Genomic DNA, 15,174 nt, shown 5'->3' on the forward strand with positions numbered 1-15,174 from the left:
GGTTACTTTCCTTGGAGGGCGTGGTTTGCGGTGCGTGCGGCGAAGGTGGAGCCGCGGACGATGAGCTGTGAGCTGAGGTGGACGGCCTCGGTGGCGGACTGCTTTCCGCCGATCTGTTCGAGGAGAAGTTCGAGGGCGAGGGAGCCGCTTCGGCCGATCGGTACGCGCACCGATGTCAGGCCGGGTTCTGCTGCTGCGGCAATGTCGAGGTCATCGATGCCCACCACACTGATGTCTTCGGGGCAGTGGCGTCCGAGACTGCGGGCTCCGGCGAGCAGGCCGATCGCCACGAGGTCGTTGTAGGCGATCACCGCAGTGGCGCCGCTGGCGACGACCGACGCCGCGGCGGCAAGGCCGCCGTCGACCGTGGCATTCTGGTTCCCGACAGTCACCAGCTCGATGCCCCAGTCTTCGCAGAAACTGGTGATCGCGGCGAGGCGCTGGCCGTTCGCCCATGACGACGCCGGGCCGGGAATGTAGGCGACCTTCCGGTGGCCCAGAGCGTAGAGGTGTTCCACGGCCTGGCGGAGGCCCTCGCCTGCCTCCATCAGCACACGTGCCGCATGGTCGGCCTCACCGTTGATCACTACAAGGGGTGTGGTGCCGGCCAGTTGGTGAATCTGCTTGGACGGCAGGCGGGGCGAGCAGAGGATGATGCCGTCAACGCCGGTGGTGAATGACTCGAGGTGGTCCCTTTCCCTGGTGGACGATTCAGAAGTGTCCGCCAGCACCATCCGGTGCCGCCCGTGCCAGGCCTGGTCCTGGATGGACTTGATGAGTGCCGCGAAGACGGCGTTGGAAATGTCGGGAACAATGACGCCGAAGGTACGGCTGCCGGAAAGGCCGGGCACGTCGTAGCCCAGCTGCAGCGCAGCGTCCACAACTTTCTGTCGTGTTTCGGAGGCGAGCCGGCCCGGGTCGCTGAACGCTCTCGAGGCGGTTGCCAGCGATACACCCGCGAGCTTTGCGACGTCCGTGAGTTTGGCCGACATTGGTCCTCCAGTTGCTTCGTTGAAACCCTTGCCTCACAAGTATGGAAAGATTTGTACAACATTGTCAAGGGTTTTCCATGAGCTGGGTCACAGATGTCTCGGTGGTCCGCTGCATGTTCCGTCCGTCGTGGGTGGCGTCGACCACAACGTGGACGGTGCGAATCCGGCCGTAGTCCCAGCACAATCAAAACCGCGTTCCCTCGGTGGGGGAGCGCGGTTGGCGTTTCGGCTGCTCAGAACGGCCACTTTGGGGGTGTGGACATGTCCACTCCTGGCCTCGGACTGGGCTGTACATGGACTGAATCGGGCCGGATTCCGCATGTTTTCGAGGGATCCTAGTGTTTTCAATTCCAGGAATGCGGTTGGAGTCCCACCTCGGGCACGCATTCCCCCTCGTCAGAGAGGGTTTTGCTTTTAATGTGTTGACATTGACCCTCGGCGGGTCCCTCTGGCTGTGGCCGCGGTGGCCTGTGAAGTTGTGTGGTAGCGGGGTTAGGGTGCTGGCTGGTGGGCCCTCAGCTTGCAGGGATCTGGGGGTATTCGGCTTCCTCTCTGGCTTGTTGTGGTGGCCTTTGCGGTCATCACCGATTCATTGATCCTTGTCTTGTTCACGCCATGACCCTCGGTATTTTTCCTCAAGGGTCGACCTCGCCTACCTGCTTGCCATGTGCCAGGGAGGGCGGCTGACGGCGCATTCGTCCGGCCAAAGACGACGGTTGGGAATGTGTGGTCGCCGCACACCGAGTCTGCTCCAGAGCTCACTGGGTGCCAACCGCGCCGTTAGGAGTACTTGGATGGCTTTCGCAGCGAACCGAGCGGTTGCGGAGTTCGGTTTCGTTCCGAACGCTCAGGGGGACCTGCAGCATCCATTGGTCTCAGGATATAAAAATGGTCAGTGACTCGTGACCTCAGGGCTGGCGAGTGTCAGTTCCCACGACCGGTCGAGTTGGCGAAGTTGACCGACCACCATGACCGGAGTGAACTTTTCTGCCGACATAAGTGCCCGCGTGAGCGGGTTGACGAAGAGGGTTTCGACGATGGAGCCGACGCCGCGGCCGCCGAAGGCAAGGTTCTCGACGGCTTTTTCTTCGATGATGTCCACCACCTGGGGGAGTATCTGAAGAGTGAAGCCGTGACGTGTTTGTACTCGGCGCACGACTGCGGCGAGGTACTTCCGGACGAGTTCGCGTCCCACCGTATCGGAGATGAAGTCGAAGACGACGATGTTGTCGCCTATGCGGCTGAGTAGCTCAGGGCGCTGGAGATGTTCGGTGAAGTGCAACTCGATGGCGCGGCGGACTTTGGCCTCGGTGTCGCGGTAGGGATCGCCCCAGCGGGCGAAGCCATCGGACGCCTCTGGACCGCTGGACGAGCGGTACGTGCCGAGATTGGAAGTGAAAACGATGACTGTCTCGCTGAAGTAGACGGTATCGCCTGATCCGTCGGTCAATCGGCCGTCTTCGAGGATCTGCAGGAATTTATCCAGGATCCTCGGGTGCGCCTTTTCAATTTCATCGAACAACAGGATTGAGAAGGGCCGGTCACGGACGGCGTTTGTCAGCTCGCCGCCGGCCGCGTGGCCGACGTAGCCGGGAGGTGCGCCGATGAGGCGCGCTTCGCTGTGCTCGGCCGAAAATTCACTCATATCGAAGCGGATGTAGGCGTCCTGGGCCCCGAAGAGCGTCTCGGCAAGAGCTTTGGCGAGCTCTGTTTTGCCGACCCCGGTGGGTCCGGCGAAGAATAATATTCCCTGCGGCCGCCCGGACGAGTTGCCGACATGCGCGCCGGTCAAGCCCATGGCTGACCGGGTCAGCACGGTGAGTGCCTGTTGGATGGCCCGCGGCTGTCCGAGAACGCGACGGCCGATGCTTTCGGTTCCTCGTTTGAGGCGCTGGAGGAGCAACGGATCACCCCAAGGGCTTTCCAGGATTCCTAGCCGGTAGCTTCTGAGGGCCTCATCGATTCTCGTGGCCCCTATTCCCTGCTCGATTGCCAGGGTGACGACACTGTCTATCTCGCGGAGGCTCATTCCTTGCGAGAGATCCGCAAGGACGGTCTCGGCGGCTCTTGCCGCGGTTTCGACGGCGTCATCCGGATCTTGCATGCGGCGAATAAACAGCGCCGCGCCAGCCTTTCGCAGCCCGAGGGGAGGCAGCGGGATATGCACCAGCCTGACTCCTGACGCGTGAGACAACCAGGTTGGTGCATCCTGGGCTTCGTCGGCCAGCCAGAAGATTCCGCAATCGAAGCGTCCCGGGTTGTTTGCGGGTTGGTCCTCGGCGTCGTTGCTGTTGGCACGCTTTTCTGCGATGGCGAACAGTCCCCGGAGGTCCGGGCCGGCATGGTGTTCCTCGGCCCAGAGCCGGGAAGCATATGCCACGATCACAGCGACTCGGGGGGCGCCGGGCATCCGTGCGTTCTTGGCCAGGTCGGCCAGCCGCCCCGTCGTCGAAGCGGTTGCGCGACCGAGGTGCGTGGAGGAGAAGAAGGATTCCGGATCCACGTCGGCTCCGTGGAATTCCAACCGGATGCCATCCACGGGGTCATGGGAGTAGATGAGGTCGTAGCGACGACCGATCAGGAGATCGATGATTGCCTGCGCTGTCGTCATTACTTGAGCCGAGGTTTCCCCAGGCTTTTGAACGAGGTGAACATCCCTGATGTTTCCAGCAACGATGAATTGTGAAGTCACGGGAAATGCAATGTCGATTTCGCGAACCCAGGCCGGCAGGGCAGGTTCATTCAATAAAGGGCCCATCAAAACCCAAGGCTCGCCCGGGCCAGGCGATGCGCCTCATGACTCGCTCCATCCAGTGGCGAGCGTGTTCCCACGATGACATCCACACTGTCCAGGCTTAGCTCCGGCACGGTAGTGGACAGGTGCTCCCTCAAGGGGCCCAGTGCGGCGAGTGGGCCGCCCAGTACGACTGCGCTCGAATTCAGGAGTGTCACCATGTTCGCGATGGCCACGGTGAGATATCCCAATGCCTCCCGTGTTGTTGGGGCGAGTTCGGGCCTTTCGAACAGCTGGCGGGCTCCCTGCACGTCGAGACCATAGGACCCCGACGAGTTTCCGAAACCCAGACGCGACAGCGTGCGTGTGAGATCCTCGCCGTCCGGTGCACGCAGACGCCCAATTTCCCCCGCCAGGCCGCGGGCGCCGCGCTGAAGGGCTCCGCCAAGGAATAACCCGGCACCGAGGCCGGCACCTAAGTGGATGTAGAGGAAGTCCTCGACCTCGGTCATCGCCCCGACACTGCGTTCAGCTAGGGTTGCCCAGTTCACGTCGTTGTCGACCTTAATTTCCGGGGCTTGGATCTTCAGGTCCTGGACGGGATTGATATGACCGGCAGGAAAGACGGAATCTGCCATGGGGATGATGTCGCCCGTCTTTCGGTTCACGGGGTCCGCAACGGAGACTGCTGCGGCAAGCAACACTGAATCCGACTCCTTCTCGATTGATTTCAGCAGGCCACTGGCGATCTCGATCACGAAGTCACTGCTGGCACCGTGGGGCAACCGCTCTGCCTTGTCGAAGGCGACCGTTCCGTCCAGCCGGACCGAACGAGCAGCGACGAAGGCAGAATCCAGTGCCAAGGCAACCGAGTGGCCCCGGGCGGGGTTTATCTCATACAGCGCGGCAACGCCCCCACGCTTTCCTTCACGTACGCCGGTCGAGACAATGACGCCTGATTCCTCCAGCCGCCGGGCCGCGTCGGAGATCGCGGGCTTGGATATGCCGGAGAGTAATGAAATATCCGACCGGGACAGCGGTGCCGCAGAGTCACTCAAAAGCGCCAGGAAACGGTTCTCCGTGATACTGGCGAGCAATCCCTGCCGTGGAGATGCGTCTGTAAGGGACATGTTCTTCTTTCAGTAAGGAGCCTTTACTCAATCATAGGGGTGGGCTACTATCGGTACAAGGCACTTTAGTAAAGAGTGATTACTGAATCTGAGAATCTAAAAGGAGACACCATGAATGCAACGGAGCAGACGAGCTGGGAGACCCAGCCTGAGGACGTGCCGGCGGCGATCCGCGCGGTGAAGAAGAAACTGCGGGCACAGATCGGCGACGTCAACAAGCTCTTTGCCACCATCGAAGCCGCCGTCGCGGAAGAGGTAGCCGACATCAAGGCAGCGAAGGCCCGCGGCGAAAACGTCTGGCCTGTCGTCAACTACACCGACATTGAAGGTGGAACCGTGCCGCAGCAGACGCTTGACCTGATCCGCCGTCGCGGCTGCGCCGTGGTCCGCGGACAGATCCCGGCACAGACTGCCACCGACTGGGACCAGTCCCTCGTCGACTACGTTGACAGCAACAACTTCGAAGAGAAGTACCGTGGTCCGGCAGATAACTTCTTCGGCAAACTCAAAGCATCCAAACCGGAGATCTATCCCATCTATTGGTCGCCCGCGCAGATGGAAGCGCGCCAGCATGAACATACTGCCAAGGTGCAAAGCTTTTTGAACCGGCAGTGGAAGAGCGAGTCCCAGGGCGTGACCTGGTTCGACCCGGACCAGGACACGATGTACCCGGACCGGATCCGACGTCGTCCGCCGGGAGCGTCCTCGAACGGGCTCGGAGCGCACACGGACTCGGGCTCGGTTGAGCGGTGGCTCACCCCGGCCTACCAGAAGGTCTTCTCCTCCCTCTTCCATGGCGACTTCGCCTCCTACGACCCGTGGGATGCGGCCTACCGGACAGAGGTCGATGAATACCCGTCATCAACGATGTGCAGCGTCTTCCGCAGCTTCCAGGGCTGGCTCGCCATGTCCCAGATGCAACATGACCAGGGCGTGCTGCATGTCGTGCCCATTCCTGCTGCCATGGCCTACATGCTCATCCGCCCGCTCCTGGACGACGTTCCGGAAGATTCCCTCTGCGGAGCCGAGGCGGGCATGGCCTTGGCCGCGGACGAAACATGGCATCCGCTGCTCATGGAAGCAGTCTCCGGGATTCCCGACGTCGAACCCGGCGATTCGGTGTGGTGGCATTCCGATCTGATCCACAGCGTGGAACCGGTTGAGAACCAGAAAGGCTGGGGCAACGTAATTTACATCCCGGCCGCACCGATGTGCGCCAAGAACGCCGCCTACGCCGAAAACGTCGCCGAGCGCTTCCGGCTTGGCGAAAGCCCTACTGACTTCCCCAAGGAAGACTACGAAACCGACTGGGAAAACCGTTTCAAAGAGGACGACCTGAATGAAATTGGCGCCCGGGGCCTCGGAATTACCCGACGCGCTAAGCCGGCAGACCGGGCCGCGTCCCTCTGACGCCAGAGGTATACCAACACTGCAGAAGCCCGGACCGGTTCCACCGGTCCGGGCTTCTGGCTTTGCAGCGGAATTGCGACGTGCGCCATCCTGGAACTTATGGAATCACGTCCTGGGACGCCACGTCGCTGTAGAGGACCGGATCTTGAGTTGAGGCTGGATGAGGCTCAGTTGCTCGGGGAGGTCGGCGTTGCCGTCAGCGAGGCGAGTAAGCAGCATCTCGGTGCCTTTGGCCCCAACCTGCTGTGGGAAGCCGGCAACGGATGTCATGGGGGGAACCTGGCCGGCGGCTATCCGGGTGTCGTCGAAGGAAGCCACAGCGATGTCCCGTCCAGGTTCGAGCCCGCGGCGGCGCATCTCCTCGTAGATGCCTTCGGAGATGATGTCGCTGTAGGCGACAACCGCATCGGGCAGTCGGCCTTGATCGAAGAGCCTGCCGACGGCGTCCGCCCCGCCTTCAGGGCTGATGGCGCTGCGGAGTTCTTCCGCGCTCCAAAGTTCCCGCCCCTTGGCCTCCAAAGATGTGCGAAGGCCATGTTCCCGTTCCGCGAGCGACGGCGCGGGCCGCCCGCCCACGAACGCCACGGACTTGCATCCCAAGGCGGCGAGATGGTCGCCGAGCAGCGACGCTCCCTTGAAATTTTCACTGCCCACGTAGTCAAAGCCAGGAAACCGGCGGGCGAGCAGCACAATGGGAACGTTGGCTGCGTTGACTTGTTTGGCGAGCTTTTCGGGATCGGTGTCGGGGGCCGACAGCAGGAGGAGGCCGTCGACCTGGCGTTCAATCATCGACGCGATGATTTCGCTCTGGCGTTCAGCAAGGTCGCGGCTGTAGCCGATGAAAATGGTGTATCCGGCGTCGTGGGTGATCTGGTCCACCGCCATGGCCAGCTCAGCGAAATAAGGATTGATGATTTCTGTGACTATGAGGCCTATCGTCATCGACCGGTTCTGCCGCAGGTTCGCCGCTTGCCTGTTGTAAACGTAGCCGAGCTGGTTCATGGCCTCGCGCACCTTTAGTGCAGTGGCTTCGGGAATGCGCGAGCTTCCTCGGACGACGAGCGATGCCGTTGATCGTGACACGCCAGCGGCCTTGCTTACGTCTTCGAGGGTGATGCGGGGGGCCATACTGTGTTCCTGCCGGTGAAGTCGATGGGCGGAGAAGCGGCGCTCCCCGCCTACCGACCTTACCAATCAGCGATCCCGGAACCGGTGTTTGGCGCCCCGACGCGTGCTTCTCCTGGAAGGCGTCCCGGCCCCTGCTCCCGGGACGCCGTTCGTCCACCGGCGGTGGCAGCGAGTGACATAAGCCAGACACCCACCGGGGGATTCCGCCGTCAATCAGACGCCAGGCTGTAGAGAGCGAAGTCGGGGAATGAGGGTCACGACGACGTGCACCTACCTGTCGGGGTTAGACGCGGTTGATGAACGTGCCCGGTCGGGCTCACTGCCCTGGGCGAGAATGGTGTCCGCGACACGCAGCGAATTGGCGGCGATGGTCAAGGCGGGGTTCAACGCGGCCGAGGAGGGAAAGAAGGAGCCGTCGACAATCCAGAGGTTGTCGATATCGTGGGCGCGGCAATCCGGGTTGAGCACGCTGGTGCCGGGGTCGTCCCCGGCGACGGCCGTGCCGCATTGGTGGGAGTTGGTTTCGATCCCCATCCGCTGGGTGAAGATCACCGGGTATCCGGCCTTCCGGACAGCGCGGCTGATCCGGCGGACCAGTTCCTTGTGCGGTTCGAGGTTGTTCGGTTCCCACCAGACGTGGATCCTGCCGTCGACGACGCTGATGCCGTTGCTGCGCCGTGGCAGGTCTTCGGTGGTGAGGTAGATATCGATGCTGCGGTCCGACATGGCTTTCAGGATGGGGTTCGGCGCCCAGCTGCGGGCCATTTTCAGCATACTGGCCCGCAGTTTTCCGAGCATTTGCAGGTTGCCCAGCGGATACCGGTTGGTCGGCCCGGCTTCGTACCAGTCGTTCAGGCCCAGGGTCTTTTGCCACATTGTCCGGTTGACTTTGAACGGATTGATGCCGATGAAGAAGGTGCTGTTGTGCACCATGTAGTTTCGCCCCACGAGCCCGGAGGAGTTAGCCAGTCCTTGGGGCTGGTCTTTCGTGGCCGAGCCCAGGAGGATTGCGGCGGAGTTCACTGCCCCGGCAGCGAGGATGAACTTGTCCGCTTCGATTCGGATGATCTGGTCGTTTCGTGTCGCCAGGGCGGCGATGATAGTGCGTCTGTCCGGCCCGGCAATGAGGCGGGTGACCTTGGTGTCGGTCATCAGTGTGGCGTTGCCTTCCAGCGCCGGGTTCACGGCGATCTTTTCGGCGTCGGACTTTAGTCCTGCCTCGTTGGGGGCGCCGTCGCTGGTGGCGCAGAGGGCACGCTTTTCCGGGGTGTCTGCGTCGAGTCCGTTGGCCATGCGGAAGGGATGAAGGCCTTGCCGGCGGAAGGAGTCGGCGAGGGCCTGGATCGCTGGTTCGTGGTCCAGTGCGGGGTAGGGGTATGCCGTGGAGTGGAAGGGCTCGGTGGGGTCCTCGCCGATCTGTCCTCGGACTTGGAAGAGTTCTTCGGCGCGCGCGTAGTACGGTTCGAGGTCGGAGTAGCTGAAGGGCCACGCCGGTGAGGTGCCGTCCTGGTGTTGTGTCTCTTCAAAGTCGCTGGCACGAAAGCGGGGCAGGCATGCGCCGTAGACCTTCGTGTTGCCGCCTACCCAGTAGTAGACGCCGGGTTTGAAGGCTTGGCCGCTGCGGCCGTTGTACCAGGTGTCGGCATTCTTGTAGCGTCCCTTGACGTACACCTCCTCCAGGTCGGAGTTCTGCGGTTCTGCCGGCAGGCGGCCTCCGCGTTCGATGATGAGGACTTTGACGCCGGAGTCTTTCAGGGCGTAGGCCATGGTGCCGCCGCCCATGCCGGATCCGATGATCGCTATGTCGGTCCGGATCACCTCGTCCGGGACTACCGGTTCGGTCGGCGTTCCCGGACGAGGTGCGTCGTCGATGGCTTTCCAGGACACGGTACTCACCGGACCCGCTGTGCCTCGGCAAACTGCTGGATCTGGTCAACAGTGTCCAGGAACCAGTAGTCGCCCCACATAACGGACTCGTCCACGCCCAAGTCCTTGCCTTCGTGGTAGCTGCCGTGCTTAAGCACACCTTCCCATTCCTCGTCCGGGCTCGCCAGGAAGTCGTCCTCGGTGAGGCGGCGGAGGATCTCCACGGCGTAGTCGGCGTAGATTCCTGCCTTGGTGCGGTCCTGGACGAGTCCGGCGAGCTGCCAAATGCCGCCGGCCGCCGCGGCCGCGGCCGAGGTTTCGTAAGGGCGGACGGGCGCATTTTCTTCCCAGTCATTGGGCGGAACGAGGCGGTCGCCGGTTTTTTCGATGTAGAAGTCGGCAGCCGCGACGGCGGTTTCAAGGAAGCGCCGGTCACCGGTGAAGCGGTACACGGTGCCGAATCCGTAGAGCGCCCATGCTTGTCCCCGTGCCCAGGAACCGTCGTCGGCGAAGCCCTGCTGGGTGGTCTGCTTCAGGAAGGCGCCCGTTTTGAGGTCGAACATTCCTTCGTGGGAGGCGGACCCATCACCACGCATCAGGAACCGGCGGGTGGTGAGGCAATGCTCGACTGCCTTGCGCGCCATGTCCTGGTCACCGGTCTGCTGCGCGGCGTACAGGGCCATGTGGATGTTCATCATGATGTCGATGAAGAGGCTGTCGGGCTGGCGGAAGCTGGGCATGTACTTGCCTGCTTCGCGGTAGCGGCTTGCGGTGGTGCGTCCGGCCTCGACGACGATGTCGCGTTTGGCCGTGTCGCCGGTGGCTTCGAACCAGCGCCGGTAGGTGGACCAGAACAGGAACCCGAGGTCATGGACCGAGTCGTCGCTCTTCCGTTCCTCGATGAGCTCGGAGTAATGCTCGGCCGCGCTGCGGAAGCGTGCGCGATCGGCCTCTTTGGCCCGGCGGGCGAGCATCCAGAGCTGGCCGCCAAGGAACCCTTCGCACCAGTTGGTCCACGCCTCGCCGTCGACCACCCATTTGCCGTCCTCGGTGTAGAGCGGGAAGCGGTCCGGGTGCTTGGTGATGAGTCCTTCGAGTTTTGCCGAGGCGGTCAGCCACGCTTTGTCGGCGGCTGGCTGGAACCCTGCAGGGACTGCATATCCGGCAGGGAGGGTGAGCGGCAGCATGGTTGGCAGGACCACCGCCGGGGTGTGCACGGCGGATGTGGTGGTGGTTGTCATGTTAGGTTCCTTCAGAGTTGTCTTAGAGTCGGGCGGCGTCGGGTGCGTCAACCCATCGGGTTTCGCGGACGCCGACCTGGAGCTGGATGGTTTTGAGTTCGCTGAATTCGGCCAGGGCCTGGCGGCCGAGTTCGCGGCCGATGCCGCTGTGTCCGTAGCCGCCGAACGGTACTTCGGGGTAGCCGTCCATCCAGCGGTTGACCCAAACGGTTCCGGCGCGCAGGTCGCGGGCGGCGGTCAGGGCTTCGTTGATGTCGTTGCTCCAGATTCCAGCGGAGAGGCCAAACGAGGTGGAGTTGGCGATGGTGATGGCTTCCTCCAGGGTGTCGTAGGGCAGGACGGAAAGGACGGGGCCGAAGATCTCATCGGTGGCGATGGACATCTGGGCGGTAACGTCAGTGAAGACGGTGGGCTGGTAGAAGCGGCCGTTGAGGCCGGTGTCGAGGCGGTCACCGCCGGTGAGCAGGTGCGCGCCGGCGTCGCGGCCTTCGGCGACGTACCGTTCGACGACGGCTAGCTGGGCGTCGTTGACGAGGGAACCGACGAGGGTGTCGGACTTCAGGGGGTCGCCCACGCGCATGTGCTTGGCACGCTCGACGACGGCCGCGGCGAATTCGTCGGCGATGGAGCGGTGAACGATGAGCCGGCTGCCGGAGTTGCAGCACTGCCCGACGTTGAAATACCCGCCGAACACGCCTGCGTCAACGGCAGCCGTGAAGTCGGCGTTGGGCGTAATGATCTGCGGGTTTTTCCCGCCGAGTTCGAGTTCGACCTTCTTCAGGTCCCGGCCCGCGGCGGAGGCGATGCCCTTGCCCACACCGGTGGACCCGGTGAAGCTGATCATGTCGATTCCGGGGTGCTCGGCGATGGCGGAGCCGACGACCCGGTCGCCGGTGACGATGTTGACGACGCCGGCCGGGAAGCCTGCTTCCCGGATCAGCTGTCCCAGCATCACCGTCGTCGCTGATGTGCTTTCGCTGGGCTTGACCACGGCGGTGTTGCCGGCGGCCAAAGCGAACGGGAGTTTCTGGCTGATGATCAGCAAGGGGAAGTTCCACGGCGTGATCATCCCTACGACACCGATGGGTTCGTGGACCACCATGGCCAGCGTGTCCCGGCCCAGGGCGTTGTGCGCGTCGCCCTGGGTGTTGCGGGCAAGGCTGGCCGCATATTCCCACAGCTCTGCAGTGCCGGCGACCTCATTGCGGGACTGGGTGATGGGTTTGCCGGTCTCCAGGGTTTCGGCAAGCGCCAGGGCTTCGGCGTCGCGCCGGACAAGGTCGGCGACCTTCAGCAATAGCTTGGACCGTTCGGAGCCGCTGGACTGGCGCCAGCCCCGGTCCAGTGCCTTCCGGGCTGCGGTGACGGCGCGGTCGACGTCGCCCTGCGCGCCTTGCGGGAATGAGCTGACTTCCACTTCGTGGGCTGGGCTCAGCCGTGTGAAGGTGGCACCGCTCAAGGCCTGTGTGTCTTCGCCGTCGATGATCATGGGCCGGTATGTGGGCTCTACATCGTCGAGGGTGTAGTTCTTGGTTTCCATGTCGTGTCCTTCTTGCGTGTTGGTCTGCGATGCTGGCTAGCTGTCGGTGAAGTGCGGGGTGCGCTTTTCCCTGAAGGCTGCGACGCCTTCGGTAAGGTCAGCCGTTGCGGCGGCCAGCCCGCCGGCGAGGGCTTCGAGGACGCGCGATGGTGCGCCGTCAGCCGCGGCGTCGATCAGCTGCTTGCCCAACTGAACGGCCAGGGGAGCGCCGGCGAGGATGTCGGTGCTGAGCCGCCCGACGGTCGCGTCCAGATACGCTTTCGGGGCGGCTGCGGTGGCAAGCCCCCAGGCCACAGCTTCCTCGCCCGTGAGCTGACGGCGGGTGAGCACGAGCTCCTTGGCGCGGGCCCTGCCAATGAGTTCGGTGGCCCGCTCCGTGCCGCCCCATCCCGGGACCGTGCCCAGTCCCGTTTCCGGGAGGGCGATGCGGGCTTCGTTGGCGATGACGCGGAAGTCGCAGGCGAGGGCGAGTTCCAGTCCACCGCCGAAGGCGAGCCCGTCGATGACGGCGATGCTGGGCTGGCGCAGACCGGCGATGGCGTCGAAGGCCCGGTGGCCTGTCGCGATCCAGTCCCGCCACATGCCGGCTGCACCGAGGCCGGCGAAGTGGTTGATATCTGCGCCGACGCAGAAGACTTTGTCCCCGGCTGTCCTGACAATGACGAGACGTGCAGTGGAGGCGGCAACATCCCGGGCGGCTGCGGCGAGGTCGTCCAGCATGGTCAGTGTCAGGGCGTTCAGTTTCGCTGCACGGTCGACGAGGATGGTCGCGGTGTGGCCGTCGGCCGAGTACTCAACGCTGACCTGTTCGGTGGCCTGATCCGTGACGGGCGAGGCTTCGGTGCTCACTGCTGGTCCTTTCGCTGGCCGCCGAGTTCGCCGGCAAGATGTTCGGCGGCGCGCATGACGATCGCCCAGATGGTCAGGGTGGGGTTGATCCCGGGGCAGCTGGGGAACGCGGCGCCCGAATACATGTACAGGTTGCGGGTGTCGTGGACGGCGAGGTGCTCATCGAGGACCGTGGCCGAGGGATCGTGGCCGAAACGGGCACCGCCAAGGTCGTGACTGGAGCCGACGCCGGTGAAGTAGGGTCCCTGCCAGGTCTTGGTGGCTCCCATGTCCTTCAGGAGACCTGTCGCCTTGTCCGCCATCCATGAAGCCAAGCGGCGTTCGTTCTCGCGCAGCCGATAGGTCACGCGGACCAACGGCATGCCCAGACCCGAGGAGTCCCGGTGCCGCGGGTCGATTTCCAGCCGGTGCGACGCATACGGCAGCGCATCGGGTTGGATGCGGATGACGCCCTGCTGGGACCAGAGCTTCAGGTGGTCACGGTAACCGGCGCCCCAGCGGCGGACATCCGCAGGCAGGGTTTCGCGGGCGATCTGCAGCGGGAGCGCCTGCTGTTCGGCGCCGAGGGTGGCCCCGCCAATGAAGCCGTGGTCCAGGGAGCGGAACTCCGGGGAAAGGAAGTCGTCCAGGACAACGCCCTGGGCTGCCGGGCCGGTGTGGCGGTTGAATTCGGTGCCGGGGAACATCGCGTCCACATGGCCAAACATCTTGGTCATGTAATGCAGGCCGAGCTGGCCGGTGTTGTTGCCAAGGCCGTCCTCGTGCTTGGAGTCGGCGGACAGGTACAACAGGCGCAGGTTCTCGTAAGTGTAAGCGGACAGGATAACGGCCCGCGCATACTGGCGCCGGACCCGGCCCAGCGGATCGACCCATTCGACGCCGCGCGCAGCACCCGTGTCGTCCATGATGATCCGGGTGACGCGGGAGTGCGTGCGCAGTTCAAAGTTCCCGGTTGCCATGGCGGCCGGTACCGGGCCCAGGCCTGGGTGCCAGCGGTCGCCGCGGAAGGATCCGAGACCGTTGTTCCAGGCGCTGTACCCGGTCGCCGGCCGGCCACCGTAGGACTCTGTGGTGAACCCGACGGGTACAGGATGCGGGTGAAGCCCGGCCGCCTTGGTGGTCTCGGTGAACTTGTTGCCGAGGATGAACGGCCGCGTAGGCGGCAGCGGGAGGGGCTTGCTGCGCTTGACGAACGGGTTGGATTCGTCGCCGGCGATGCCGATCAGGTGCTCGAGCTTGGTGTAGAACGGTTCCAGGTCCTCGTAGCTGACGGGCCAGTCGGCCAGGGTGCAGTCCTCGGGCAGGGCGTTGGGTCCGTACAGGCCGTCGTAGTGGCTCTTGGGCGCGAACTGCCACGGGTGGAAGCGGCGCAGCCAGGACCCGTAGTGCCCGGCGGAGCCACCGACTCCGTTGACCATGCGGCCCAGGGAGAAGGTCGCCTCGCGGCTGTCTTCCTCCTCAGGTGTTTCGCGCCAGCGCGGGGTCTCCTGCTGGAATTTCGGGCCCAGCCCGCCGCGGGTGTAGTAGGCGTGCTCAAGTTCGTCCGGGAGGAACTCATCGAGCGGACGGAAGGGGCCGGCTTCGAGTCCAACGACGCTCAGGCCCGCGTCGGCGAAGACCTGGGCGCTGAGTCCGCCCATGGCGCCCACCCCGACGAGCAGTACGTCCACTTCTTCGGTCATCTGTGGGTTGACGGCATTCTCGTAGCCGAGCTGCTTGAGCCGGTGACCCTCGGCGTCGCGGGGGATTTCCTGCATCGCATCAGCAAGGGTCTTGATGACCCCGCCCTTGGTGACGTGGTCGGTGCTGAGGTTTTCCTCTGCTGAGTTTTCCAGCCAGACGCCGGGGTGCTTAAGGAACTTCCAGCCGACGGCGTCCTTGTTCCCGCCGTGGGCCGGGTCAGCAAAGAGCCCCTCCTGCAAGTGGGCGATGACCAGCCCGAAAAGATCCCGCTGTTCCTTTACGGGAAGTTGGTCGGTCAGTTCGCCCTGTTCAAGCAAGGCGAGCACATCGGTGCGTTCGTCAATGGTGAGCGCTGCGAAGTTCCTGCCGTGTTTTTCACCGGCGTAGCGGTCCAGTGCGCCGAACAGCCATTGATAGCGGGGGAGGTCCTTGCGCCCGTAGCCTTCCAGCGTCAGGTCCAGGTACTCGGTGACGCCCGCTTCGTGGACGTCGGGGCTCTCACCGTCCGAGGGGAACATCGCCTCAAAGAGGGCGTCGGCGAGTTCGGTTTCGTAGGGCGTCAGGATGCGGAGGCTTCTCATGGCAGGGATTCCTTTCAGTG

10 protein-coding genes are annotated in these 15,174 nt (G+C 63.7%); 1 reads left to right on the top strand and 9 read right to left on the bottom strand.

The annotated features are described in order from the left end of the window. Nucleotides 1–2: 2 nt before the first annotated feature. From ABIA70_RS11680 to ABIA70_RS11690, 3 genes are all read right to left on the bottom strand, one after another. On the bottom strand, nucleotides 3–992 hold the full coding sequence (locus ABIA70_RS11680; protein WP_354147719.1) for a LacI family DNA-binding transcriptional regulator: 990 nt from the start codon (nucleotides 990–992) through the stop codon (nucleotides 3–5). Between the two features lie 892 nt (nucleotides 993–1,884). Further along, nucleotides 1,885–3,750 carry an AAA family ATPase gene (locus tag ABIA70_RS11685; protein ID WP_502917198.1) on the bottom strand — a complete coding sequence of 622 codons (1,866 nt, stop codon included), beginning with the start codon at nucleotides 3,748–3,750 and terminating at the stop codon, nucleotides 1,885–1,887. After that, nucleotides 3,750–4,856: an ROK family protein gene (locus tag ABIA70_RS11690; protein WP_354147721.1), complete on the bottom strand. Its 1,107-nt coding sequence runs from the start codon at nucleotides 4,854–4,856 to the stop codon at nucleotides 3,750–3,752. Before ABIA70_RS11690 ends, ABIA70_RS11685 begins: the two co-directional genes overlap by 1 nt. Before the next feature lie 111 nt (nucleotides 4,857–4,967). On the opposite strand from ABIA70_RS11690, the gene ABIA70_RS11695 reads away from it, so the two are divergent. Beyond that, nucleotides 4,968–6,266: a DUF1479 domain-containing protein gene (locus ABIA70_RS11695; RefSeq protein WP_354147722.1), complete on the top strand. Its 1,299-nt coding sequence runs from the start codon at nucleotides 4,968–4,970 to the stop codon at nucleotides 6,264–6,266. Nucleotides 6,267–6,371: 105 nt separating this feature from the next. Here the strand turns inward: ABIA70_RS11695 and ABIA70_RS11700 are convergent, their stop codons facing one another. The 6 genes from ABIA70_RS11700 to ABIA70_RS11725 all read right to left on the bottom strand — a co-directional run bounded on the left by ABIA70_RS11700 (nucleotide 6,372) and on the right by ABIA70_RS11725 (nucleotide 15,154). After that, nucleotides 6,372–7,394, bottom strand: a complete 1,023-nt coding sequence (locus ABIA70_RS11700; protein WP_354147723.1) for a LacI family DNA-binding transcriptional regulator — start codon at nucleotides 7,392–7,394, stop codon at nucleotides 6,372–6,374. Nucleotides 7,395–7,664: 270 nt separating this feature from the next. After that, nucleotides 7,665–9,281 carry a GMC oxidoreductase gene (locus ABIA70_RS11705; protein WP_354147724.1) on the bottom strand — a complete coding sequence of 539 codons (1,617 nt, stop codon included), beginning with the start codon at nucleotides 9,279–9,281 and terminating at the stop codon, nucleotides 7,665–7,667. Nucleotides 9,282–9,286: 5 nt separating this feature from the next. Further along, entirely contained in the window at nucleotides 9,287–10,501 is a 1,215-nt protein-coding gene (locus ABIA70_RS11710) for a glycoside hydrolase family 88 protein (protein ID WP_354147725.1), read from the bottom strand. A gap of 22 nt (nucleotides 10,502–10,523) precedes the next feature. Next, a complete protein-coding gene (locus tag ABIA70_RS11715; RefSeq protein WP_354147726.1) occupies nucleotides 10,524–12,041 on the bottom strand; it encodes an aldehyde dehydrogenase family protein in 1,518 nt (505 codons plus the stop codon). Between the two features lie 36 nt (nucleotides 12,042–12,077). After that, entirely contained in the window at nucleotides 12,078–12,890 is an 813-nt protein-coding gene (locus tag ABIA70_RS11720) for an enoyl-CoA hydratase/isomerase family protein (RefSeq protein ID WP_354147727.1), read from the bottom strand. Continuing rightward, complete coding sequence (locus tag ABIA70_RS11725; protein WP_354147728.1) at nucleotides 12,887–15,154, bottom strand: gluconate 2-dehydrogenase subunit 3 family protein; 2,268 nt, start codon at nucleotides 15,152–15,154, stop codon at nucleotides 12,887–12,889. The genes ABIA70_RS11720 and ABIA70_RS11725 overlap by 4 nt, the downstream gene beginning before the upstream one ends. Nucleotides 15,155–15,174: the final 20 nt, after the last annotated feature.

The sequence above is a fragment of the Arthrobacter sp. 754 genome (assembly GCF_040548695.1).
Lineage (GTDB): Bacteria > Actinomycetota > Actinomycetes > Actinomycetales > Micrococcaceae > Arthrobacter.